This is a genomic window from Paracidovorax citrulli (assembly GCF_900100305.1).
Taxonomy (GTDB): Bacteria; Pseudomonadota; Gammaproteobacteria; order Burkholderiales; family Burkholderiaceae_C; genus Paracidovorax; species Paracidovorax citrulli.
Genome location: NZ_FNEY01000011.1, coordinates 65,828 through 88,743, shown reverse-complemented (window position 1 = coordinate 88,743; position 22,916 = coordinate 65,828). Strand labels below are relative to the sequence as shown.

The window sequence follows — 22,916 nt, the reverse complement described above, 5'->3', positions numbered from 1 at the left end:
CTGCCGCCGGGCAGGTCCCCAAGGCGATCGACAGTGACTGGCGCACTGCGGACCACGGAGCCTTTGAATCACGTCTGGCAGGTTTCAGAGACAGCGATCGTCCGTATTCAAAAATGAACGACCGCAACCAGCCTATAGGCGACATTGCTACGTGCCCCGTGCTTGATGGAAAAAGTAGCGCCGCAATAGCTTCCAAATCCCGAATTCCGAAGGCCGAACGACGGGGCCGCCGTGCCCCCTCACTCCCCCTCCGCAAACATCTCCACCACCACCCCCGCAACCACTGGTTCCCCGGATCCCGGTGGTACTTCGTGTGCCAGAACAGATTGATCGCCACCTGCGGCAATTTGACGGGGTGGGGCGCATACGCCAGGCCGAAGGGCCCGGCCATGCTCTGGGCCATCTTCTCGGGCACGGTGGCGATCATCCGGGTGGCCTGGAGGATGTGGCCGATGGCGACGAAGTGCGGCACGGTGAGGCGCACGTCGCGGGCCACGCCCATGCGCTCGAGCAGTTCGTCCACCTTGCCGTGGCCCGTGCCTTCGGACACGACCACCACGTGCTGCGCCTTCGCGAAATCCTCCAGCCCGATGCGGCGGCGCCTGTGCAGCGGGTGGCCCTGGCGGAAGAGGCACACGTAGGGCTGGCGGAACAGCCGGCGCTGGAAGAAGCCGGCCTTCAATTGCGGCAGCAGGCCGACGGCGAGGTCGATCTTGCCGGCTTCCATGGCGTCCTTCAGATCCGTCGCTGAATTGCGCACGGTGGCCAGGCGCACGCCGGGCGCCACCTGGGCCAGGCGCTCCAGCAGGCGGGGCAGGAAGTAGATCTCGCCGATGTCCGTCATGCCCACCTTGAACACGCGCCGGCTGGTGGCGGGGTCGAACCCCAGCTTGTGGTTCAGGGCGCCGTGGATCATCGCGAGCGCGTACGACACGGATTCCGCGAGCTGGTCGGCGTAGGGCGTGGGCTGCATGCCATGGGCCGTGCGCAGGAACAGTTCGTCGCCCAGCAGGCGCCGCAGCCGCGCGAGGGCATTGCTCACGGCCGGCTGCGTCAGGCCCAGGTTCTCGGCCGCCTGCGATACCTTGCGCGTGACCAGCAGTTGCTGGAAGACCACCAGCAGGTTGAGGTCGATGTCTTCCAGTTCCATGACGAACCTTTATTCAAGCCATTAATGCTGAGTATTCATGCCATTCTATTGGCTGATGAAACAATCGCGGGAATGATCGGGGCCATAACGAAAACCTGGAGACAGTCCCCGATGGAGTTGCATATCGAGCCGCTGGGCCGCGTGTTGCCCGTGGCGCCCGGCGCCAACCTGCTGGAAGTGCTGCGCGCCCACCAGATCCCCGTTTCGTACAGCTGCATGGCGGGCCGGTGCGGCACCTGCCGCTGCAAGGTCATCGCGGGCGAGGTGCTGGATTCCGGCCAGGCGCTGCGCATGCCGCCGCTGGGCGGCGATGGCGGGGCGCAGTACGTGATGGCCTGCCAGACGGTGCTGAGCGAGTCCTGCACCATCGAGATCCCCGAGCCCGACGAGGTGGTGGTGCACACCGCCCGCACGCTCAAGGCCACGGTGACGGCCGTGGAAACGCTCACGCACGACATCCGCCGCCTGCGTCTGAAGCCGGCCAAGCCGCTGGATTTCTCGCCGGGGCAGTACGCGCAGCTGCAGTTCGGGCCGGGCCTGGCGCGGCCCTATTCGATGGCCGGGCTGCCGCATGACGGCGAACTCGAATTCCATGTGCGGTTGGTCGAAGGCGGGCTCGTTTCGACGCACGTCGCGAGCGTGCTGGCGGTGGGCGATGCGGTGCGCGTGAGCGGGCCGCTGGGTTCGGCCTACCTGCGCCGCAAGTACGAGGGGCCGATGCTCTGCGTGGCGGGCGGCACGGGGCTGGCGCCGATCCTCTCCATCGTGCGCGGCGCGCTGGAGGCCGGCATGCCCAATCCGATCCACGTCTATGCCGGTGCGCGGTCTGCGCGCGACGTCTATGGCCTGCAGTGGCTGGCCGACCTGCAGCAGCGCCATCCGCGGTTGCAGGTGCATGCCGTGGTGGCCGCGGCCGATGCGGCGCCGGGCCAGCGCACGGGCCTCGTCACCGATGCGATCGCGCAGGACTGGCCCTCGCTGGAAGGCTGGCGCGCCTACCTGTGCGGATCGCCGCCGATGGTGGAGGCGGTGTCGCTGCTGGCGCGCCAGCGCGGCATCGCGCCCGAGCATCTCTATGCGGACGCTTTCTACGCCAGTACGCCCTGACACATCCCGAGGAGCCAACGACATGAGCACGCCCCACCCCGTCTTCCCATTGCAGCCCGTCTGGGAGAGCCCCGGCACCCATCGCGTGCCGTTCGCGGCCTACACCAGCGAAGAGATCTACCGCCGCGAGCTGGAACGATTTTTCTACCGCGGCCACTGGTGCTACGTGGGGCTGGAGGCCGAAGTGCCCAACCCCGGCGACTTCAAGCGCACGGCGATCGGCGAGCGCTCGGTGATCCTGGTGCGCGGCGAGGACATGCAGTTGCACGTGGTGGAGAACGTCTGCGCGCACCGCGGCATGCGGTTTTGCCGCGAGCGGCACGGCAACCGCAAGGAGTTCGTCTGCCCCTACCACCAGTGGAGCTACAGGCTCGATGGCGCGCTGCAGGGCGTGCCGTTCCGGCGCGGAGTGAAGCAGGACGGCAAGGTGCATGGCGGCATGCCGGCGGATTTCAAGCTCGAGGAGCACAGCCTCACGCGGCTCAAGGTGGCCGTGCGCGGCGGGGTGGTGTTCGCCTCTTTCGACCACGGCGTGGAATCGCTGGAGGACTTCATGGGCCCGGTGATCCTGGGCTATTTCGACCGCATGTTCAACGGCCGCAAGCTCAAGATCCTCGGCTACAACCGCCAGCGCATTCCGGGCAACTGGAAGCTGATGCAGGAGAACATCAAGGACCCGTACCACCCCGGCCTGCTGCACACCTGGTTCGTCACCTTCGGCCTCTGGCGGGCGGACAACAAGTCGGAATTGAAGATGGATGCGCGCCACCGCCATGCGGCCATGGTGTCCACGCGCGGCGAGGCCAAGAAGCAGTCGGACGTGTCGAACGTTTCCAGCTTCAAGGCCGGCATGCAGCTGGAAGACCCGCGCTTTCTCGACATCGTGCCCGAGCCCTGGTGGGGCGGCCCCACGGCGGTGATGACCACGCTGTTCCCGAGCGTGATCCTGCAGCAGCAGGTCAACAGCGTCTCCACGCGCCACATCCAGCCCGTGGGCCACGATGCCTTCGATTTCGTGTGGACGCATTTCGGCTACGAGGACGACACCGACGAGATGACCGAGCGCCGCCTGCGCCAGTCCAACCTGTTCGGGCCGGCGGGCTTCGTGTCGGCCGACGACGGCGAGGTGATCGAGTTCTCGCAGCAGGGCTTCGAGCAGAAGCCCTTCCACCGCGCGCTGGTGGAACTGGGCGGCCACGAAGTGGGCGACACCGACCACATGGTGACCGAGACGCTGATCCGCGGCATGTACGAATACTGGCGCGGCGTGATGGAGAAGGAGGACTGAGGCCATGAGCATGAAGACACCCATCGACTTCGCCGACTGGTTCGCGCTGCAGCAGCTCTATGCCGACTATGCCTCGGCGCTGGACGCCGCCGACTGGGACCGCTGGCCGGGCTTCTTCACCGAAGACTGCGTCTATCGCCTGCAGCCGCGCGAGAACCACGAGCGCGGCCTGCCGCTGGCCACGCTCTCGTTCGACAGCCAGGGCATGCTGAAGGACCGCGTCTATGGCATCCGCGAGACGCTGTTCCACGATCCGTACTACCAGCGCCACGTGATCGGCGCGCCGCGCGTGCGCGCGGCCGGCGAGGGCCGCTGGGAGTGCGAGGCGAACTACGCCGTGTTCCGCACCAAGCTGTCGGAGCCTTCCGCGGTGTTCAACGTGGGCCGCTACCTCGACGTGGTGGTGCGCACGCCCCAGGGGCTGCGCTTCGCCCGCAAGGAATGCATCTACGACAGCGAAATGATCCCGAACTCCATCATCTACCCCATCTGAGGAGACATTCCATGACCGCTATCGATACCGGATGGACCGAAGCCGCCGAACTGGGCGACGTGCCGGAAGACGACGTGATCGGCGTGACCGTCGGCGGGCGCGACGTGGCGCTCTATTCGGTGGAAGGCGAGGTGTTCGCCACCGACAACCTCTGCACCCACGGCAACGCGCGGCTGTGCGACGGCTTCCTGGAGGGGCACGAGATCGAATGCCCGCTGCACCAGGGCCGCTTCGACGTGCGGGACGGCAGCGCGCTGTGCGCGCCGCTCACGCGGGGCCTGCGCACCTACCCCGTGCGGATCGAGCAGGGCAAGGTGTACCTGCAGCTCGAAGGCGCGTGAGCCGGGCCGGGCCGGGGCTCCGGGCCTTCGGCGCCGGCTCCGGCATGAATTCAGCGCGCTGCGGCGAGCAGGCGTTCGGGCTGGAACTGGAAGCCGTCCACCACGCTCCTGAGCCGGCCGGCCTGCTCCAGCAGGCTGGCCGCCGCGGCCGAGGACTGCTCGACCAGCGCCGCGTTCTGCTGGGTCATGTGATCGAGTTCGGTCACCGAGGCGTTGACGCGGCCCAGTTCGCCCGATTGCCCTTCGACCGATGTGCTGATGGCGCCCACCACCTCGGAGGCACGGCGTGCGCAGTCCACCACGTTCTGCATGTGCTCGCCGGCATCCGTCGCCAGCCGGCTGCCGCGCTCGGCCTTCTGCACGGAGGCGGCGATGAGCGCGCGGACTTCGCGGGCGGCTTCGGCGCTGCGTCCGGCCAGCGAGCGCACCTCGCTCGCCACCACCGCGAAACCCCGGCCCTGTTCGCCGGCGCGGGCCGCCTCCACCGCGGCGTTCAGCGCCAGGATGTTCGTCTGGAAGGCGATGCCATCGATCACGCCCACGATGTCGGCAATGCGTCCGGCGCTGGAGTGGATGTCCTGCACGGTGGCGACGACCTCGGTCACCACGCCGCCGCAGTGCTCCGCCACCTGGGTGGCTTCCTGCGTCAGCCGGCGGGCGGCCACCGCCTCCTGCACGCTGTGCTGCACGGCGCCGTCCAGCTGGCCCATCGATGCCGCTGCGTCCTGCAGGTGGGAGGCGGTGCGTTCGGTGCGCTGGCTGAGGTCGCGGTTGCCCGTGGCGATCTCGCCCGCCGCCGCCGCCAGGCCCGCCGCGGCCTGGTGGACATCGGTCACCACCCCGTTGAGCCGCAGCAGCGCGGCCTGCAGGGCCCGGGCCGCGGCGCTGTCCACCGGCACGCCGCGCACGTCCAGCGACAGCTGGCCGTCCTGCTGGGGGCGGCACAGGTACTGGAGTTCCGCCGATTCGATCGCATCGGCGCGGGTGCGCAGGGTGATGGCCACCTCCACCGCGGTCTGCACGACCACGAACGCGGCGTGTACCAGGACGCGCCCGAAGTCGGGTTCGGTAAGGCAGTACACCGGGCCCCCGGCCAGCTGCAGGCGATCGAACGCGATGTGGTGCACGGCGATCAGCACTGCCGCGAAGACGACGGGCCGCCAGTCGCGGTAGGCCAGCACGAAGGCCAGGAAGACGAAGACGCCGAAATGCATCTCGGTGGCGCCCAGGCTGAGCTGGATGTGCAGGGCCACCAGCCCGATGCCGGCGGTCACGAGCGCCAGCCGGCCCAGCAGGCTGCCGCGCACCGCCAGGTAGGCCCATGCGGCCAGCGCCATCAGGGCACCACCCCAGATCGCTGCGGTACCGGGCCGGCCATATACGAAACCGATCCATAGCGCGACGATCGCGCCGAGGGCACAGATGGCCAGCAGAAGGGCATCCGCCCGGCAGGCTATGGTCTGCAGGGCCTGTTGCGCGCTGGGGGAGAGGTCGCGGCCTCGTTTCGCTTTGCCCATGGGCTGGCGGATGGTGGGTGGTATCTGTGGAGCGGGAGGGCCGGCAAAGCGTGGCGCCGATGCAGGACGCGGAACAGAACCAAAGGCAAAGAAGGATACATTTTGTAATACGGCGGGAACGACCAAGTCAACCCGGGCCGGGTCCCTTGGAGGACTGGTGTAGGGGATTGGCATCATCGAGCGCTGGGGCCGCGATGAACTGCGCGTCGTCGCCGCCCTGGCTCGAAGCGCCGAACACTGGCGGGGCATGTCCCGGGCCCCGGTACTGGTCGTTCCGGTCATGCCGCCACAGGTGGCCACGCGCACCTGCGTGCCCAGCTGGCGGTAGCCGCTTCCCCTAGGCGGGATGCGGTGCGGGATGCCGTTCGGCCTGCCGCTGCGCGAACCAGAAGACCGGCAGCGCCAGCATCGCGCAGCCCGCGAGCACGGCGAAGGCCAGCCCGAAATGCCCCTGCGCACCCACCACGCTGTTGGCGATGGCCGGACTCAGCGAGGCACCGACGCCCTGCAGTGTCATGACCAGCCCGAGGGCGGTGTTGTAGCGGCCGCTGCCGCGCACGTAGCGCTCCACCATCAGGGGAGTGGCCACGCCCAGGGCGCCGGCTGCGAGGCCGTCGAGGATCTGCACGGGAATGTTGGCCCAGGCATCGGGAATGGCCCAGGCCAGGATGCCGCGCACGGGCAGCGCCAGGATGGCGATGTAGATGAATACCTGCAGGTCGAGGCGGCGGCTGCGCGACACCCACAGCGCCACCGGCACCATGGTGAGCTGGGCGACGACGATGGCGATGCCGGTCCACAGGAGCGGCGCGGAGTCGGGCACGGTGGCCGCCAGCCGCTGGTTGAGCAGCGGCAGCATGGCCGCGTTGCCCAGGTGGAAGAGCGCGCAGGCCAGCCCGAAAAGCCAGAGCGCGCGGTGCGACAGGAAGGCGCGCCAGCCCTCGGGGGCGGCCGGGGCGCCGGCGGATGCGGCAGCCGGTGCCGCGTCCGTGCGTGCCTCCGGGGCCGGCTCGCCGCCGCGGGCCGCCACCTGGTCGATGTCGCGGTCGCGGATGGCCATCAGGCAGGCCAGGGCGCCCACGGCCATGGCCGTCATGACGACCAGCATCCAGGGCGCGCCCAGCCAGTGCGCGAAAGCCGCCGCGCCCAGCGCGGAAACGATGTTGCCGGCATGGCTGTAGGCCTCGTTGCGGCCGGTCTGGTGGCGCAGGCCCTGGCGGCGGGCCAGGCCCAGCGTGAGCGCGGCGAGGCCGGCGGCCAGCAGCGCGCCGGCCACGCCGGTGAGAACCTGCGACAGCACCAGCATGCCCGGCGACCGGGTGCCGAAGGCGACCGCGCTCGCGCCCAGGATGGCCAGCGCGGCGATCGCGACCAGCATCCGCTTGGCGCGGATGCGGTCCGCCCAGGCGCCGGCCACGGGGGTGGCCAGCATGCCGGCCAGGCCGCCGGCCGACATCACGATGCCGATCATGGTCTGGTCGATGCGCTGGGTCTGCAGGTAGGTGGCGAGGAACGGACCGAGCCCGTCGCGCACGTCCGCCATGAAGAACGCCATCCAGGCCAGGGCCGTGAGGGAGGCCCCGGCGGCCACCGGCGTGCTTGCGCCGGCAGGCCGTTTTTCCTGGGGGGCCGGGCCTCCGAACAGCGGGGAGGGCACGGTGTCTGCGATGGCGGGGTGCGCGGCGGTGGTCATGGTGTCACCCGTGGTGGGGCTGGGCGGGAAGGGGCTTGCCGTTGACGGTGCGGGCCTCGATCACGTGGCCCTGCGCGCCGCGCAGCGGGCGGGCGGGGCCGGCGGCCTCGACCGCGTCGCCGGGCTGCAGCTGCAGCGCCGCGTAGCCGTCGGGACGCAGGTGGATGAAGTCGCCCGTGTCCAGCACCACGCCGTTGGGCTCGCCATGGCGGGCGTGGTGGATGCGCGCCACGCGGCCTTCGGCGCGCCGCACGGCCTCTTCGGGCGCGGCGGGCTCGCCGTCGATCGACACCAGCCGCTCGAAGGCATAGACCTCGTGCGAGGCCTCGCCGTGCCGCGGGGGCGGCGCCACGCTGCCTTCGAGCACGAGAGCCTGTCCGGGCTTCAGCGCTTCGGCGGCGCGCACGGCGCACTCGTCATGCTTGCCGAAGGTGAACTGCGCGGTGACGCCGTCCACGTCGATGAGCACGCCTTCCACCTCGCCGCGCGGGCTGTGGAGCAGATGCTGGAAGCGGCCCTCGAGGGACCAGACTTCCACGGTTTCCTGGGGTTGGGACATGCGGTCTCCTGTGGAGGATGGCGAACCAGGGCCGCTCAGGGGCGGCGGGGAGGGCCGCCGGCCGGGCCGCGGAACACTTCCTGCAGCGTGCTGGCGGAGGAGCCCAACTGCGTGGCTTCCAGCGCCGTGCCCAGCGCGTTGCGCGTGCCCCAGCCGCGGGCCGACACGGTGGCGCCGGTCTGCAGCAGGTTGCCGATGGAGGCGGCCACATGGGGCGGGAAGCGGACGATCACGCCGTTGTCGAGCAGCAGGCCGTGGGCATCGCCGCGGGTGTTGAGCAGGACGGTAGCCACGCGCCCGTCGGTCTGCAGTTCGACCAGGGCAGGGCGCTGCGGCGGGGGCGGAGGCATCTGGCCCGGGGACGGGGGCGTGTCCTGGACGGTGCGGCCCTGCGAGCTGATCGCGCTGATGCGCAGCACGGGCACGCCGGAATAGTGCCAGCCGGCCACGTCCACGGCGTCGCCGGGGCGCAGCCAGGATGTCAGGGTATCGGACAGGTGCGGCGGGAAGGCCACCTGCGCGCCATCCTGCAGCAGCAGGCCGTCGGCTTCGCCGTTGGGGTTGAGCAGCCAGCGCTGCACGGCGCCGCTGTGCGAGGCCTGCTCCACGGCGGCAGGCTGGCCGATCGGGCCGGGCGGCTGGCCTGCCACGGGGGGCGGCGGAACGGCACCGGGGGGCGGCGGAACGGCACCGGGGGCCGGGGGGGCGGGCTGGGCCTGCGCTCCGGCACAGGCGAGCAGGAGGGCGGCGAGGCCGGCGCGGGTCAGGGTATTGAGTCGCATGGCAGAACTCCTTCAGGTTGTGGAGCTCTGGTATTTCAAGAGGCGTGCCAGCATGGAATGCCTTATGAATCAATGACTTGCGTTGCTGGCCATCGTCAATGCATGGATGGTGCGACGACACTGTGTCCGGATTCGCGACATCGCCGGTGCCTCCATCCGTTTCATTCCATGCCGTACTGGGCCAGCTTGCTGTAGAGCAGCTGGCGGTGGATGCCCAGCCGCCGGGCGGCGAGCGAACGATTGCCGCGGGCCTGTTCGAGCGCGTGGGCGATCAACTGCCGCTCCAGCCGCTCCACGGCCTCGGGCAGCGGCACGTCGAGCCAGTCCTGCGGCAGGGCGCCGTCGTCGGTGCCGGACGCCGCCGCCGATGCCGGGGGCGGGCCCAGGTCGAGGTCGGCCGCGCCCACCACGGGGCCGCGCTGCAGGGCCTGCACGCGCTCCATGGCGTTGCGCAGTTCGCGCACGTTGCCCGGCCAGCCGTGCGCGAGCAGGGCGCGCGCCGCGTCCGGCGCGAGGCGCTTGGCCGGCTGCGGCGCCGCGGCACGGCGCAGGAAATGCTCGGCCAGCGGCACGATGTCGGCGAGCCGCTCGCGCAGCGGGGGCAGGGCGATCTGCAGCACGTCGAGCCGGTAGCGCAGGTCCTCGCGGAAGCGCCCCTCGCGCACGGCGGCGGTCAGGTCGCGGTGCGTGGCGGCCACCACGCGCACGTCCACCTTCACCGGCCGGTGGCTGCCCAGGGGCGTGACCTCGCCTTCCTGCAGGGCGCGCAGCAGCTTGGCCTGCACGTCCGGCGCCATGTCGCCGATCTCGTCGAGCAGCAGCACGCCGCCATCGGCCGCGCGGAAGCACCCGGGCCGGTCGGTGGCGGCGCCGGTGAAGGCGCCCTTCACGTGGCCGAACAGCTCGCTTTCCAGCAGCTCCTTCGGGATGGCCGCGCAATTGAGCGCCACGAACGGGCCGGCGCTGCGGGCCGAGTGCCGGTGGAGCGCGCGCGCCACCAGCTCCTTGCCCGTGCCGGTCTCGCCCTGCACCAGCACGGGCGCTTCGCTCGCGGCGGCCAGCCCGATGCGCTTGTGGACCTCGCGCATGGCCTCGCTCACGCCGATGAGTTCGCCGTCCGCCTCGTCCGCGCCGGCACGCGCCGCGGGGGCGGGCGGGGCGGCGTCCGCTTCGGCGCGGGAGCGCAGGGCGCGCTCCAGCACCTCGATCACCGCGGCGCGGCCCACCGGCTTGGTCAGGTGGTCGAAGGCACCCAGGCGCATCGCCTCGATGGTGCCGGAGCCGCTGGCGTAGGCGGTGAGCACCACCACCGGGGGCAGCTCGGGCACGCGGGCGGCGAGCGCGGCGAGGGTCTCCAGCCCGTCCATGCCGGGCATGCGGTGGTCCAGGAAGATGGCGGCGTAGCGGTGGCGCCCGGCCTGCCGCAGCGCCTCGTCGCCGCTGGCGGCCTCGTGCACCTCGTGCCCCAGGCCCTGCAGGGTTTCGACCAGCGATTCGCGGAAGGCCGCGTCGTCATCGACGGCTAGGATGCGTGCCATGGCAGCTCCAGGAGGAAGCGGGCGCCGCCGCCTTCGCGCGGCGCGTAGTGCAGGTCGCCCCCGTGCGCCAGCGCCACCTCGCGCGCCAGGGCCAGGCCCAGGCCGTTGCCGTCGGTGCGGCCGGTGGCGAAGGGCTCGAAGAGCTGGGCGCGCAATGCTTCGGGCACGCCCGGGCCGTCGTCCTCCACCGCGATCACGCACAGGGAACGGGCGGCATCCACCTGGGCCGAGAGCACGGCCTCGCCTCCCCGCGGCGCATGGCGCACGGCGTTGTCCAGCAGGTTGTCGATGGCGCGGGCCGCGTGCACGGGGTCGAAGACGGCCGTGGCCGGTACATCGCCGCGCAGCGACAGGCGCACGCCCCGGGCCTCGGCCGCGGCCCGGGCGGTGTCCAGCCGCTCCTGCAGCCAGGCGGGCAGGTCCACCGGGTGGGGTTCGAGTTGCAGGGGCTGCACCAGGGTCAGCAGGCTCTGCACCAGGCCCTCCAGCCGGTCGATCTGCGTGCCGATGGCGGCCAGGGCGTCGGCATGGCGGGCGGGGGGCGCCGCCAGGGCGTTGTCGGCCTTCAGCCGCATGGCGGCGATGGGGTTGCGGATTTCGTGCGCCACCGAGGCCGTCATGCGGCCCAGGGCCGTGAGGCGCATGTCGCGATGCTGCTGGGCGAGCGCCTCGCGCAGGCGCTCGCGCGCTTCCTGCAGCCGGGCGCCGAAGCTGTTGAAGCCTTCCACGATCCGGTCGAGCTCGCGAATTCCGGTGCGCTGGAGCACGGGGACGGTGTCGCCGCCGGCCTGCGCCAGGGCGTCCTCCAGGCGCTGCACCTGCCGCAGGCCGCGCTGCAGCATCCATCCGAGCCATGCGCCCGACACCGCCACCAGCAGGGCCAGGATGGCGATGCCCGCGCGCAGGCTGTCCTGCGCGGCGATGGCGCCGGCATGCACGCGGGTCATGGTCCAGACGGCCGTGCCGGGGTGCGCGGCCAGCGGGCAGGCCGCCACGATGAGCACCTCGCGGCTGCCGCGCACCAGGTTCACCAGCGGCTGGCGCCCGGCGCTGGCCTGTCGCGCCATCTCCACGATCAGGGGTTCCTCGGCGGAGGGCACGTCGCTTTTCACGCCGCTGCCTTCGTAGGTGGGGTAGGCATAGGCCAGCATGCCGCCGCTGGCGCTCCAGGCGCCGCCTTCGACGCGCGGCGCCTCCAGCAGGACCATGTGCAGGAGCACCCGCAGCAGGTCCTCGCGCGGGGCGTCGGCCGCCACGCCGGGCGCGGACTGGGCGTAGCGCCCGGCGACGTCGGTGCAGGCCTGCGCCACGCGGGTGCGGCCGGCGGCCACCTGCGCGCCGGAGCCCGACTGGTAGAGCACCGTGAGGACGACCGCCACCAGGGCGCAGGCGCCCAGCAGCAGGGTCCAGAAGAGGGTGAGTTGGATACGCAGGGAGCGCACGGGGGGGATCCGGGTGGAAGACGTGCGCATCCTAAAGGGCCACGGATGAGCCGGCGGTAGGAGAGCAGCCCATCCGCCGGCTCCGGGGTGGGCCGGCCGGGCGGGATCAGGCCGCTTCGGGGTAGAACAGCTTGCGCGTGGGCACCGGCGCCACGGCGCGGCCGATGGCGGCGATGTGGTCCGGCGTGGTGCCGCAGCAGCCGCCCACGATGTTCACCAGGCCCTCGGCGGCGAACTCGTGCACCAGGCGGCTGGTGACCTCGGGCGTCTCGTCGAAGCCGGTGTCGCTCATGGGGTTGGGCAGGCCGGCGTTGGGGTAGCAGCTGATGAAGGTGTCTTCCGCCACCCGGTTCAGTTCCTGGATGTAGGGGCGCATCAGCGTGGCGCCCAGGGCGCAGTTCAGGCCGATGGCCAGCGGGCGCGCGTGGCGCACGCTGTGCCAGAAGGCCGTCACGGTCTGGCCCGAGAGGATGCGGCCGGAGGCATCGGTGACGGTGCCGCTGATGATGAGCGGCAGGCGCTCGCCGCTCGCCTCGAAGTATTCGTCGATGGCGAAGAGCGCGGCCTTGGCGTTGAGCGTGTCGAAGATGGTTTCCACCAGCAGCACGTCGGCACCGCCTTCGACCAGCGCCTGGGTCTGCTCGTAGTACGCGGCACGTAGTTGCTCGAAATCGACGTTGCGTGCGCCGGGGTCGTTCACGTCCGGGCTGATGCTCGCTGTCTTGGGCGTCGGCCCGAGGGCCCCGGCCACGAAACGCGGCTTGTCGGGCGTGGAGTATTTGTCGCAGGCGGCGCGCGCCAACCGGGCCGAGGCGAGGTTCATCTCCCGCGCCAGGTCGGCCATGTGGTAGTCCTCCTGCGCGATCGTGGTGGCGCCGAAGGTGTTGGTCTCGATCAGGTCGGCGCCTGCGGCCAGGTAGCGCTCGTGGATGTCGCGGATCACGTCGGGCCGCGTGAGCGAGAGCAGCTCGTTGTTGCCTTTCACGTCCCGCGGGAAATCCTTGAACCGGTCGCCTGCACCGTCGGGGCCGCTGTAGCCCTCGCCGCGGTACTGGGCCTCGCCCAGCTTGAAGCGCTGGATCATGGTGCCCATGGCGCCGTCGAGGATGGCGATGCGTTCGGCCAGGATGCCAGGCAATTGCCGGGCGCGGGTGTAGTGGAGCGGTTGCATAAGCCTCCATTGTAGAAAGTGCGTCCCGCACCCCGGCCTGTCCGTGCTGGTTCCGCCCCTTTGCTCCTGACTCCGCCATGGCTTTGCACAACCACCGGTTCAGGCGTGTCGGCAACTGCCGGTGATCCTGGCGCGGGGAGCGGACGCCGTCTGTCAGGAACCCTCGGAGGCCGGGCGGTGCTGCTGCGAAGCGGCAGATGCCACGTCCAGGAACGCCTGCAGCGCCGGATTCGTGCCCTCTTCATGCCAGGCCAGCACCCCCACCGTGGGGTGCTCCAGGTGGGCGATGGGCACGAAGCGCACGCCCTGCACGGCGGCCTGCGCCATCGAGGCCGGCACCAGTGCCACGCCCATGCGCATGGCGACCAGCGCCACCACCGTCAGCCACTGGCGCGCGGCGTGGCGCGTGTGCGGATGGATGCCGGCGCGGTGGAAGAGGGCGATGACGTTGTCGTGGTTGGCCGGCGCCACGTCGCGCGCGAACATCACGAAGGTTTCCCCGGCCAGGGCGTGCAGGTCCACCGGCGCCGTGCCGGCCAGGGCATGCCCCTGGGGCAGGCAGGCCACGAAGTGGTCGTGCGCCAGCGGCAGGCAGCGCAGGGGCGCGGGCACCACGCTGGCGTTGATGAAGCCGGCATGCAGCTGGCGGTGCAGCAATGCTTCGGTCTGCTCGCCCGAGGACATCTCGCGCAGGTGCACCTCGATGCCCGGGGCGCGTTCGCCGAAGGCCCGCACGATGGCCGGCATGTCGCGATAGACCATGGAGCCGGTGAAGCCGATGTCCAGCCGGCCGCGCCGGCCGGCGGCGACGGCCCGCGCCGTGTCGCCCGCCCGCGCCACGCGGTCCAGCACCACGCGCGCCTCCGCGAGGTAGGCCGCGCCCGCGGGCGTGAGCGCCACGTGCTTGCTGCTGCGGTCGAAGAGCTTCACGCCCAGCTCGTCCTCCAGCGCCTTGATGCCCGAGCTGAGCGGCGGCTGCGTGATGGCCAGCCGCTCCGCCGCACGGCCGAAATGCAGCTCCTCGGCCAGCACGGTGAAGTAGCGCAGCAGGTGCAGTTTCATGGGGGCGATGATGCCCCAGGCCGCGGTCAATAGGATTTCGGGAGGCCGAGTACTTTCTCCGCGATGAAACACAGGATCAGCTGCGGGCTCACGGGCGCGAGGCGCGGGATCCACGATTCGCGCAGGTAGCGCTCCACGTGGTATTCCCTGGCGTAGCCCATGCCGCCATGGGTCAGGATGGCGCGCTCGCAGGCGTGGTAGCAGGCCTCGGCCGCGAGGTATTTGGCGGCGTTGGCCTCGGCGCCGCAGGACTGGTGCCGGTCGTAGAGCCAGGCGGCCTTCTGCACCATGAGGTGCGCGGCCTCCAGCTCCATCCACGACTGCGCCAGCGGATGCTGGATGCCCTGGTTCTGCCCGATCGGGCGGCCGAACACTTCGCGTTCCTGCGCATAGCCGGCCGCGCGTGCCAGTGCCGCGCGGCCCAGGCCCACGGCCTCGCTCGCGATCAGGATGCGTTCGGGGTTGAGTCCGTGCAGGATGTACTGGAAGCCCTTGCCTTCCTCGCCCACGCGGTCTTCCACGGGAATGCGCAGGCCGTCGATGAACACCTGGTTGGAGTCCACGCACTTGCGGCCGAGCTTCTCGATCTCGCGCACTTCCACCGTGCTGCGGTCCAGGTCGGTGTAGAAGAGGCTCAGGCCCTCGGTGCCGCGGCATTCCTCCAGCGGCGTGGTGCGCGCGAGCAGCAGGATCTTGCTGGCCACCTGCGCGGTGCTGATCCACACTTTCTGGCCGTGCACCACGTAGTGGTCGCCCTCCCGCACGGCGCGGGTCTTGAGCCCCAGCGTGTTCAGGCCCGTGTTGGGCTCGGTCACGCCGAAGCAGGCCTTGTCGCGGCCCCGGATCAGCGGCGGCAGCCAGCGCGCCTTCTGTTCCTCGGTGCCGAACACCACCACCGGGTGCAGCCCGAAGATGTTCATGTGCACGGCCGAGGCGCCCGACAGGCCCGCGCCCGTGGCGGAGATGGCGTGCATCATCAGCGCGGCTTCGCTGATGCCCAGGCCCGCGCCGCCATAGGCCTCGGGCATGGCGATGCCCAGCCAGCCGGCATCTGCGAGCGCCTGGTGGAAGTCGTGCGGAAAGCCGCCTTCGCGGTCCTTCGCGAGCCAGTAGTCGGCATCGAACGGCGCGCAGACGCGCTCGATGGCGCCCCGGATCTGCTCCTGTTCCGGCGAAAGGGCGAAGTCCATCACGCGCCTTTCCCGGCCGGGCGGATCACCTTGTCGGGCGATTCGCCGTAGGGCGGGCTGTAGATCACCAGGAGCTTCACGGGCGTGTCGCTGGTCACGGTGAACACGTGCATGCGGTCGGCCGGGAAGAAGCACATGTCGCCCGGCACCATGTCGAAGGCCTCGCCCTCCACCTCGGCGCGGGCCGTGCCTTCCAGCAGATAGCAGGCCTGCTCGATGCCCGGGTGCGCGTGCGGCAGCGCGCCGCCGCCCTTGTGCAGCGTGCCGAGCAGCACTTCCATCTGCCGCGCGCCCACGGTCTCGGGGCCGATCAGGCGCTGGTTCACGGTGTGGTGGTGGTTGGCGGGCTGGTAGCCGGGCACCTGGGCGGCGCGCACCAGGTAGCGGGAGGGGGCGTCGGGAGTGGTCATGGCGGTCGTCGTGGGGACTGTCGTGGTGGGGGTCATGCGGTGTCTCCGGCAGCGAGGCACGCGCCCTGCGCCAGAAGGGCGTCGATCTGCGCGGGCGTGTAGCCGGCCCCGGCCAGCAGGCTGCGCGTGTGTTCGCCCAGGCGCGGCGCAGGGGGCAGGTCGCGCGCCGGGGGCGTGGCGGACCAGCGCGTGGGGTGCGCCATGGCGTGCATCGGTCCCTCGCTGGGATGCTCCGTGTCGTGCAGGAAGCCGGTCGCGCGCAGTTGCGCGTTGCCGAGCAGGTCGGCCGGGGAATTCATGGGCATGTTGGGCACGTCGGCCGCGTCCAGCACCGCCCGCCATGCGGCCGTGGTGCGCGTGCGCAGGATGCGCGCCACCTCGGCATACACGGCGTCGATGTGCGCGGCGCGCGCGCCATGCGTGGCGAAGCGCGGGTCGTGCGCCAGGCCTCCATCGCCGTCCTCGCCGATCGCCGCGAAAAAGCTTCGCCAGTGCTTGTCGTTGTAGATCAGCACGCAGAGCATGCCGTCGGCCGTGGCGTAGGGCTTGCGGTGGGCCGTGAGCAGGCGCGCGTAGCCGGGTTCGCCCAGCGGCGGCTCGAAGGTGAGGCCCGCCATGTGGTCGCCCAGCACGAACTGCGCCATGGCCTCGAACATCGGCACGACCACGGCCTGGCCCCGTCCCGTCTTCTCGCGGGCGTAGAGCGCCGCCGTCACGGCATACACCGCGTGCAGCCCGGTCACCCGGTCCGACAGCGTGGTGGGCGCATACGACGGCTCCGGCGCGCCGTAGCGCTGCATGAGCCAGGGAATGCCGGTGGCGCCCTGGATCAGGTCGTCGTAGGCAGGACGCGCGGCGTCCGGCCCGTCCTGGTCGAAGCCGCAGCAGCTCACGTGGATGATGCGGGGATTGCGCGCGCTCACCGCCCCGTGATCCAGCCCCAGCCGGGCCAGCGCCTGCGGCCGCACATTGCTGATGAGCACGTCGCAGCCCTCGGCCAGCCGCAGCGCCGCCTCGCGCCCGTCCGGGTGCTTCAGGTCCAGCGCGATGCTCTGCTTGCCCGCGTTCGCATGCAGAAAGATGTGCCCCATGCCCGCGTGCCGCATCGGTCCCACGTGCCGCATGTTGTCCCCCTCGGGCGTCTCCACCTTCACCACCTCCGCACCCAGCTGCGCGAGGATCTGCGTGGCGAACGGCCCCATGATCACCGAGGTGAGATCGAGCACCCGCACCCCCGCCAGCGGGCCGGTGCGTGGTGGGGAGGCAGCGAAAGAAGAAGCTTCTGTCATCTCGTGTTCCGTTGAACAGGTCCGTTCGGCAACGTCGCCCATGCCTATGCCCGAGCCCACGGCTTTTGCACTAGCGCGGCCCAGGCGAGCAGACGCCGTGGAACTGGCTCCGCCAGGCCACCGGCGTCGTCCCCCTTCCCGCCGCGCGCAGCGCGGCGAGAGAAGGGGGAAGCGGCGCAGCCGCTCAGGGGGTTGGTTCAATACCGGCTTGCCGGATCAAAGTGCGCCAGTGCGCCAGCTGCTGCGCCACGTACTGCGCGAATTCCTCCGGCGTCTTGCTGGGCCAGACCTGGAAGCCGATCTGCGCGAGCTTGTCCTGCGTGTCCCTGTCGGCCAGCACGGCCTGCAGCTCGGTGTTCAGGCGCTGCACCACGGCGGGCGGCATGCCGGCCGGGCCGAAGATGCCGTTCCACGACGTCAGGTCGAAACCCTGCACCGTCTGGCCGATGGGTGGCACGCCCGGCAGCAGGGGCGAGGGCTTGGCGGTGGTGATGCCCAGCGTGCGCACCTTGTCGCCCGTGAGCATGGTCTTGCCCGATCCCAGGTCCACCACGTAGGCCTGCACCTGCCCGCCCAGCAGGTCGGTGAGCGCCTGGGGACTGGACTTGTAGGGCACGCCCAGGATGTCCACCTTCGCGATGTGCTTGATGCTCTCCATCGCCACCAGCGATGTGCTGTTGGGCGTGGCGTAGCTCAGCGTGCCGGGGCGGGCGCGGGCATAGTCGAGGAACTCGGGCAGCGATTTCACCGGCAGGGCCGGGCTCACCACGAGCGCGAAGGGCAGTTCGCCCACGCGGGCCACGGGCGTGAAATCCTTGATGGGGTCGTACTTGAGGCTGGCGTAGAGCGCCGGATTGGCCGAATGCGAGGTGTTCGTCGTCATGAACAGCGTGTAGCCATCGGGCATGGCCCGGGCCGCCAGCTGGGCGCCCACCTGGGCGTTGGCGCCGGGTTTGTTGTCCACCAGCACCGGCTGCTTCAGGCGCTCGGCCAGCTTCTGGCCCACGGTGCGCGCCACGGCGTCCGTGCCGCTGCCGGCGGCGAAGGGCACGATGAGGGTGATGGGCGCATCGGGGTAGTCGGGCGCCTGGGCCAGCGCTGCCGTCGCGGCCAGCGCGGCCATGGCGCCGCAGGCCCGCCGCAGGGCGCGGGAAAGGGAAAAACGCATGGGGTTGTCTCCTGGAATGGCGGCCTCTGTAGCCGGGCCTGGAGGGCATCTTGGGGGGACCATCCATTCGCGTCCAATTCAATCGTTGAAGCGTGCGATAGCTTTTGCGAATGGTTGCCGCGCTTCCAGCCTGCGGGACGGAGCACAATAGGCACCTTGCCTGCGTGCAGCGCAGCGGCTCCGCCGGGACGCCGTCCTGCCCTGCACCCTGCCCTGCGCCACTGCCGCGCGGGCACCCCCGACGCCATCGACCAGAGAGTTCCACCGCCTTGTCCCCCGCGCATTTCGTCCTGCACGACGTCTTCGGCTACGAGCATTTCCGCGGCCCGCAGCAGGCCATCGTCGAGCACGTGATCGCCGGTGGCGACGCGCTGGTGCTCATGCCCACGGGTGGCGGCAAGTCGCTGTGCTACCAGGTGCCGGCCATCGTGCGGCGTGATGCGGGCAAGGGCGTGGCCATCGTCGTCTCGCCGCTGATCGCGCTCATGCACGACCAGGTGGGCGCGCTGCACGAGGCGGGGGTGGATGCGGCCTATCTCAATTCGACGCTCGACTGGCAGCAGACACAGGAACTGGAGCGGCGCGTGGCGCGCGGCGACATCACCATGCTGTATGCCGCGCCCGAGCGCCTGACCACGCCGCGCTTCCTGGAGCTGCTCGACGGCCTGCACCAGCGCGGGCAGCTCTCCATGTTCGCCATCGACGAGGCGCACTGCGTGAGCCAGTGGGGGCACGACTTCCGGCCCGAATACCGCGCGCTCACCGTGCTGCACGAGCGCTACCCGGGCGTGCCGCGCATCGCGCTCACCGCCACGGCCGACGCGCTCACGCGCGAGGACATCGTGGAGCGGCTGCAGCTCGAGGGCGCGCAGCACTTCGTCTCCAGCTTCGACCGGCCCAACATCCGCTACACCATCGTCGAGAAGAGGGAGCCGCTCGCGCAGCTGCTGCGCTTCATCGAGCGCGAGCACCCGGAGGACGCGGGCGTGGTCTATTGCCAGTCGCGCAAGCGCGTGGAGGAAATGTCCGCCGCGCTGGTCGATGCGGGCCTCAAATCGCTGCCCTACCACGCCGGCCTGCCGCCCGAGGTGCGCCAGGAGAACCAGGACCGCTTCCTGCGCGAGGAAGGCATCGTCATGGTGGCGACCATCGCCTTCGGCATGGGCATCGACAAGCCGGACGTGCGCTTCGTGGCCCACGTGGACATGCCCAAGAACATCGAGGGCTACTACCAGGAAACGGGCCGCGCGGGCCGCGACGGGCTGCCCGCCGATGCCTGGATGGCCTACGGCCTGCAGGACGTGGTGAACCAGCGCCGCATGATCGACGAGAGCCCCGCGGGCGAGGAATTCAAGCAGGTCATGCGCGGCAAGCTCGACGCGCTGCTGGGCCTGGCCGAGGCCACGGACTGCCGGCGCGTGCGGCTGCTGGGCTACTTCGGCGAAGTCTACGGCGAGCCATCGAGCGCCGCCGGGCCGCCCCAAGGCGCGAGCGGCCCCCTCGGGGGGCAGCGAGGACACGAAGTGCCGAGCGTGGGGGCGACATGCGGCAACTGCGACAACTGCCTGAACCCGCCGGCGGTCTGGGACGGCACCGACGCCGCGCGCAAGCTGCTGTCCACCATCTACCGCGTGCACGAGGCGAGCGGCCTCACATTCGGCACCGGGCACATCATGGACATCGTGCGCGGCAAGGACACCGAGAAGGTCAAGCAGTTCGGCCACGACAGGCTTTCCACCTTCGGCCTCGGCAAGGACTACACCGAGGCGCAGCTGCGCGGGGTGCTGCGGCAACTGCTGGCCACGGGGGCCGTGGGCCTGCACAAGGTGATGCTGGAAAGCGGCCACAGCTTCGACACGCTGAGCCTCACCGAAGGTTCGCGCCCGGTGCTCAAGGGCCAGGTGCCCGTGATGCTGCGCGAATCGGCCGCCGCGCCGCCTGCCCGGCGCACGCGGCGTACCGCGGCCCCGCCCGTGGCCGCGGCCAACCTCGATCCGGATGCGCAGGTGCGCTTCATCAACCTCAAGGCCTGGCGCGCCGAGGTGGCGCGCGAGCACAACCTGCCGGCCTACGTCATCTTCCACGACGCCACGCTGGCCGCCATCGCCGAGCGGCGCCCCGCGTCGCTGGCCGACCTGCAGGGCATCAGCGGCATGGGCGCCAAGAAGCTGGAAGCCTACGGCGAGGACGTGCTGCGCGTGTGCCGCCAGGGCGCCGCGGTGTCCTGACGCCGCACCGCGCGCTGCGCGCCGGCGTCAGCCGCTGGCCTGCGCCGCGCCCGGACCGGTGGCCGGGCGGTCCTTCAGCAGCGTGCGGGTGATCGCGCGCCCGAGCTGCTCGAACAGGCGGCCCGCCTGGCGCATCTCGTCCATGTCCTCGGCGCAGGTAGCCACTACGATCGCCTGCGCGCCCCCGTCCTGCGGATCGATCACACCCATGTGGCAGGCGCGGTGGTACTGCGTGCCGGTCTTGTGGATGAAGCGCACGGTGCGCGGCAGCCCGGCTTCCAGCCGGTAGGCGTCATAGGTGTCGAACTTCAGGTCCTTGTAGAGCATCTGCTGGTGCGGCGGCGTCAGCAACTGGCCGCGCACCAGCTTTTCCAGCATGCCGCCGTAGCCCGCCAGGGTGGCGGTGTTGGTGCCCCACGCGTAGTAGCGGTCGTAGGCCTCTTCCATCGTCTTCACCTTCAGGTCATCCTTCTGGACCTGCAGCGTGCGGGCCAAAGCCTGCACGCGCTGCGAGCCCATGGGGGCCGCGGCCACGCGCACCAGTTCCATCGGCGCGATCTCTCGCGCGCGGGGATGCAGCTCCGCGTACACATCCTGGCGCACCTGGGTGAAGTTGGTGAGCGGCCCCACGTTGCGCGCGCCCATCAGCGCCCGGGCGCGTGTATTGAACGTGTCCGGCCCGATGGTGCGGATCAGCAGGTTCGCCGCGGTGTTGTCGCTGTCCATCAGCATGCGGCGCAGCAGCGTCTCCACGCTGTGCTGCGTGCCCACGGGCTGCCAGACCAGCGCACCCGAGCCGTCGATCTTGTCGCGCTCTTCCACGCGCAGTTCCTGGTCCAGGCGCAGGCGGCCCTGCTGCACCTCCTGCAGCACCGCGATGGCCAGGGGCAGCTTCGCGGACGATGCCAGGTACCAGCGCCGGTCCGCCTGCCACGCGAAGGTCTCGCCGTTGTCCAGGCGTTTCACGTACAGGCCGAACTGGCCGGGCGTTTCGCGTTCGAGCTTCTCCACCTGGCTCCTCAGGGCCTCGGCCCATGCGGGCGCGGCCAGCGCCCGCTCAGGCGTCGTCGTCCCCAGCGCCGCCAGCAGCAGGGGCAGCACCGCCGCCAGCACCGTGCGGGCGAGCCGCCGGCGCCTCGCCGCCTGCGGGCGCGGCCGTGGCGCCGGAAGCCCGGGGGGGCAGGGTGGGGCAGCGTGGTTCATGCGATCTCCCGTCGGACAGCAGGCCCGACTGGCAAAGGGCGATGCCCACCTGCCGGAGCGCGCGATCGGACCGGGCCGTGGAAGGTTCGCCGCGCGTGCAGGCCACCACCAGCACCCGCCGCTCCGGAAGGGCGCGCGGCACGGTGACCAAGCCTGAATCGCATGTTCGTGCGCGCTGCGTGCCGGTCTTGTGGGCGAAGCGCGCACCCGGCGGTAGTCCCGCCTTGATGCGCTGGGGGCCGGTTTTCACGCGCTCCATCACGGACAGCAGGTAGGCCGTGTGCCGGGCATCGAGCGCGCGGCCCTCGACGAGTGCCTGCAGCAGGTCGGCGTAGGCGTCGAGCCGGCCGCTGTTGAGGCCCGTGGCGTAGTAGCTCTCGTAGGCGGAAGCCAGGTCGGCGGGCGCGAGGGAGCGCTCGGGCACGCGCAGCAGCGTCGCCAGCGCGGACCGTGCCGCGGCGTCGCCATGCAGCCGCTGCTGCTGCCGCAGCGCCAGGAAGTCGGTGCCGGACAGGTGCGATGCCGCGGGCGTGAGCACGCCGTACACGTGGCGGCGCACGTCGGCCAGCGTGGTGATGCGCCCGAAGCCCCGGGGCACCAGCGACTGCACCACCGCGTTCACCGTGCCGATGCCGACCAGGCCGATGAGCATGTCGCTGGCGGTGTTGTCGCTGTAGATGATCATCTGCTCCAGCAGGTAGCGCACGGTGAGGGGCGTGCCCACGGGGCGTCCGTTGGTGGGGCCCGCGCCGTCCACGTAGTCGGCGGCGCGCAGGGTGAGGGGCGTGTCCAGCGTGAAGTCGCCGCGCTCCGCCCCGCGCAGCACCGCGATCGCCACCGGCACCTTGATGGACGAGGCCAGGTACCACGGCTCCGTGCCATGCAGCGATGCGGAGGCGCCCGTCTCCAGATCGCGTACATGGACGCCGATGCGCACGCCGCTGTCCGCCTCCGCCCGCGCCAGCGCGCGCTCCAGCGGCTGCACCCAGGCCGGCGCGGAGGCGGGAGCCGGCAGCGCGGCGGGCGGTGCATCCGCGGCCTGGGCATGCGCCGTGCCCGTGGCGATGTGCCACAGCGCGGACGTGGCGCAGGCCAGGAGCCGGAGCGGGCGAAGGGGGCGATACGGGCGGAAGCGAAGGTGCGTGGTTGCGGGTAGCTGGGGCATGCGGACGGTCTCGGAACGGGCGCGAAGGTCCACCCTAGCGCCGGCGCGCGCGCGGCGCCGTAGGGCAATGTCCCTTGCGGCCCGCAGGGCGGCGCGGGGCGGGCCATGCACTGTATTTAC

General features: G+C 71.0%; 19 protein-coding genes and 1 pseudogene. 5 read left to right on the top strand and 15 right to left on the bottom strand.

The window, feature by feature from the left end; genetic code table 11:
• Positions 1-239: 239 nt before the first annotated feature.
• Positions 240-1,150: pseudogene (locus BLR99_RS09720) on the bottom strand (LysR family transcriptional regulator).
• A gap of 111 nt (positions 1,151-1,261) precedes the next feature.
• On the opposite strand from BLR99_RS09720, the gene BLR99_RS09715 reads away from it, so the two are divergent.
• The 4 genes from BLR99_RS09715 to BLR99_RS09700 are packed head-to-tail and all read left to right on the top strand — an operon-like array spanning position 1,262 to position 4,379.
• Positions 1,262-2,257: a 2Fe-2S iron-sulfur cluster-binding protein gene (locus BLR99_RS09715; RefSeq protein WP_011793354.1), complete on the top strand. Its 996-nt coding sequence runs from the start codon at positions 1,262-1,264 to the stop codon at positions 2,255-2,257.
• Between the two features lie 22 nt (positions 2,258-2,279).
• The gene (locus BLR99_RS09710; protein ID WP_011793355.1) at positions 2,280-3,545 is read left to right on the top strand and encodes an aromatic ring-hydroxylating dioxygenase subunit alpha; all 1,266 of its coding nucleotides are present in this window, start codon (positions 2,280-2,282) and stop codon (positions 3,543-3,545) included.
• Between the two features lie 4 nt (positions 3,546-3,549).
• The gene (locus BLR99_RS09705) at positions 3,550-4,038 is read left to right on the top strand and encodes an aromatic-ring-hydroxylating dioxygenase subunit beta (protein WP_011793356.1); all 489 of its coding nucleotides are present in this window, start codon (positions 3,550-3,552) and stop codon (positions 4,036-4,038) included.
• An 11-nt stretch (positions 4,039-4,049) separates the two neighbouring features.
• A complete protein-coding gene (locus BLR99_RS09700) occupies positions 4,050-4,379 on the top strand; it encodes a non-heme iron oxygenase ferredoxin subunit (protein WP_011793357.1) in 330 nt (109 codons plus the stop codon).
• A 50-nt stretch (positions 4,380-4,429) separates the two neighbouring features.
• Here BLR99_RS09700 and BLR99_RS09695 read toward each other — a convergent pair whose 3' ends face one another.
• The 12 genes from BLR99_RS09695 to BLR99_RS09640 form a co-directional block, all read right to left on the bottom strand.
• Positions 4,430-5,896 (bottom strand): methyl-accepting chemotaxis protein, encoded by a 1,467-nt coding sequence (locus BLR99_RS09695; protein WP_011793358.1) that lies wholly within the window; start codon positions 5,894-5,896, stop codon positions 4,430-4,432.
• A gap of 337 nt (positions 5,897-6,233) precedes the next feature.
• Positions 6,234-7,589 carry an MFS transporter gene (locus tag BLR99_RS09690; RefSeq protein ID WP_228193914.1) on the bottom strand — a complete coding sequence of 452 codons (1,356 nt, stop codon included), beginning with the start codon at positions 7,587-7,589 and terminating at the stop codon, positions 6,234-6,236.
• A gap of 4 nt (positions 7,590-7,593) precedes the next feature.
• Positions 7,594-8,148, bottom strand: a complete 555-nt coding sequence (locus BLR99_RS09685) for a hypothetical protein (protein ID WP_011793360.1) — start codon at positions 8,146-8,148, stop codon at positions 7,594-7,596.
• A 35-nt stretch (positions 8,149-8,183) separates the two neighbouring features.
• On the bottom strand, positions 8,184-8,930 hold the full coding sequence (locus tag BLR99_RS09680; RefSeq protein WP_046059875.1) for a hypothetical protein: 747 nt from the start codon (positions 8,928-8,930) through the stop codon (positions 8,184-8,186).
• Positions 8,931-9,091: 161 nt separating this feature from the next.
• A complete protein-coding gene (locus tag BLR99_RS09675) occupies positions 9,092-10,468 on the bottom strand; it encodes a sigma-54-dependent transcriptional regulator (RefSeq protein ID WP_011793362.1) in 1,377 nt (458 codons plus the stop codon).
• Complete coding sequence (locus BLR99_RS09670) at positions 10,453-11,940, bottom strand: sensor histidine kinase (protein WP_011793363.1); 1,488 nt, start codon at positions 11,938-11,940, stop codon at positions 10,453-10,455. Before BLR99_RS09670 ends, BLR99_RS09675 begins: the two co-directional genes overlap by 16 nt.
• 76 nt (positions 11,941-12,016) lie before the next feature.
• Positions 12,017-13,081 carry a homocysteine S-methyltransferase family protein gene (locus tag BLR99_RS09665; protein ID WP_011793364.1) on the bottom strand — a complete coding sequence of 355 codons (1,065 nt, stop codon included), beginning with the start codon at positions 13,079-13,081 and terminating at the stop codon, positions 12,017-12,019.
• Between the two features lie 153 nt (positions 13,082-13,234).
• The gene (locus BLR99_RS09660) at positions 13,235-14,143 is read right to left on the bottom strand and encodes a LysR family transcriptional regulator (RefSeq protein WP_011793365.1); all 909 of its coding nucleotides are present in this window, start codon (positions 14,141-14,143) and stop codon (positions 13,235-13,237) included.
• 26 nt (positions 14,144-14,169) lie between these two features.
• Positions 14,170-15,333 (bottom strand): acyl-CoA dehydrogenase family protein, encoded by a 1,164-nt coding sequence (locus BLR99_RS09655; RefSeq protein ID WP_011793366.1) that lies wholly within the window; start codon positions 15,331-15,333, stop codon positions 14,170-14,172.
• Entirely contained in the window at positions 15,333-15,743 is a 411-nt protein-coding gene (locus BLR99_RS09650; protein ID WP_041827179.1) for a cupin domain-containing protein, read from the bottom strand. The genes BLR99_RS09655 and BLR99_RS09650 overlap by 1 nt, the downstream gene beginning before the upstream one ends.
• Positions 15,744-15,775: 32 nt before the next feature.
• Positions 15,776-17,032, bottom strand: a complete 1,257-nt coding sequence (locus BLR99_RS09645; protein ID WP_041827180.1) for a CaiB/BaiF CoA transferase family protein — start codon at positions 17,030-17,032, stop codon at positions 15,776-15,778.
• Positions 17,033-17,216: 184 nt separating this feature from the next.
• Positions 17,217-18,200, bottom strand: coding sequence for a Bug family tripartite tricarboxylate transporter substrate binding protein (locus BLR99_RS09640; protein WP_011793370.1), 984 nt, complete (start codon positions 18,198-18,200; stop codon positions 17,217-17,219).
• 269 nt (positions 18,201-18,469) lie between these two features.
• Between BLR99_RS09640 and BLR99_RS09635 the strand changes: the two genes are divergently transcribed.
• Entirely contained in the window at positions 18,470-20,428 is a 1,959-nt protein-coding gene (locus tag BLR99_RS09635) for a RecQ family ATP-dependent DNA helicase (protein ID WP_041827181.1), read from the top strand.
• A gap of 27 nt (positions 20,429-20,455) precedes the next feature.
• Here the strand turns inward: BLR99_RS09635 and BLR99_RS09630 are convergent, their stop codons facing one another.
• A complete protein-coding gene (locus BLR99_RS09630; protein WP_228193912.1) occupies positions 20,456-21,529 on the bottom strand; it encodes a serine hydrolase in 1,074 nt (357 codons plus the stop codon).
• A complete protein-coding gene (locus BLR99_RS09625) occupies positions 21,486-22,796 on the bottom strand; it encodes a serine hydrolase (RefSeq protein WP_011793373.1) in 1,311 nt (436 codons plus the stop codon). Before BLR99_RS09625 ends, BLR99_RS09630 begins: the two co-directional genes overlap by 44 nt.
• Between the last annotated feature and the right edge of the window lie 120 nt (positions 22,797-22,916).

Coding starts and splice junctions, on each gene's coding strand:
- BLR99_RS09715 (WP_011793354.1), top strand. CDS start 1,262: ATGGAGTTGCATATCGAGCCGCTGGGCCGCGTGTTGCCCGTGGCGCCC.
- BLR99_RS09710 (WP_011793355.1), top strand. CDS start 2,280: ATGAGCACGCCCCACCCCGTCTTCCCATTGCAGCCCGTCTGGGAGAGC.
- BLR99_RS09705 (WP_011793356.1), top strand. CDS start 3,550: ATGAGCATGAAGACACCCATCGACTTCGCCGACTGGTTCGCGCTGCAG.
- BLR99_RS09700 (WP_011793357.1), top strand. CDS start 4,050: ATGACCGCTATCGATACCGGATGGACCGAAGCCGCCGAACTGGGCGAC.
- BLR99_RS09695 (WP_011793358.1), bottom strand. CDS start 5,896: ATGGGCAAAGCGAAACGAGGCCGCGACCTCTCCCCCAGCGCGCAACAG.
- BLR99_RS09690 (WP_228193914.1), bottom strand. CDS start 7,589: ATGACCACCGCCGCGCACCCCGCCATCGCAGACACCGTGCCCTCCCCG.
- BLR99_RS09685 (WP_011793360.1), bottom strand. CDS start 8,148: ATGTCCCAACCCCAGGAAACCGTGGAAGTCTGGTCCCTCGAGGGCCGC.
- BLR99_RS09680 (WP_046059875.1), bottom strand. CDS start 8,930: ATGCGACTCAATACCCTGACCCGCGCCGGCCTCGCCGCCCTCCTGCTC.
- BLR99_RS09675 (WP_011793362.1), bottom strand. CDS start 10,468: ATGGCACGCATCCTAGCCGTCGATGACGACGCGGCCTTCCGCGAATCG.
- BLR99_RS09670 (WP_011793363.1), bottom strand. CDS start 11,940: ATGCGCACGTCTTCCACCCGGATCCCCCCCGTGCGCTCCCTGCGTATC.
- BLR99_RS09665 (WP_011793364.1), bottom strand. CDS start 13,081: ATGCAACCGCTCCACTACACCCGCGCCCGGCAATTGCCTGGCATCCTG.
- BLR99_RS09660 (WP_011793365.1), bottom strand. CDS start 14,143: ATGAAACTGCACCTGCTGCGCTACTTCACCGTGCTGGCCGAGGAGCTG.
- BLR99_RS09655 (WP_011793366.1), bottom strand. CDS start 15,333: ATGGACTTCGCCCTTTCGCCGGAACAGGAGCAGATCCGGGGCGCCATC.
- BLR99_RS09650 (WP_041827179.1), bottom strand. CDS start 15,743: ATGACCACTCCCGACGCCCCCTCCCGCTACCTGGTGCGCGCCGCCCAG.
- BLR99_RS09645 (WP_041827180.1), bottom strand. CDS start 17,032: ATGACAGAAGCTTCTTCTTTCGCTGCCTCCCCACCACGCACCGGCCCG.
- BLR99_RS09640 (WP_011793370.1), bottom strand. CDS start 18,200: ATGCGTTTTTCCCTTTCCCGCGCCCTGCGGCGGGCCTGCGGCGCCATG.
- BLR99_RS09625 (WP_011793373.1), bottom strand. CDS start 22,796: ATGCCCCAGCTACCCGCAACCACGCACCTTCGCTTCCGCCCGTATCGC.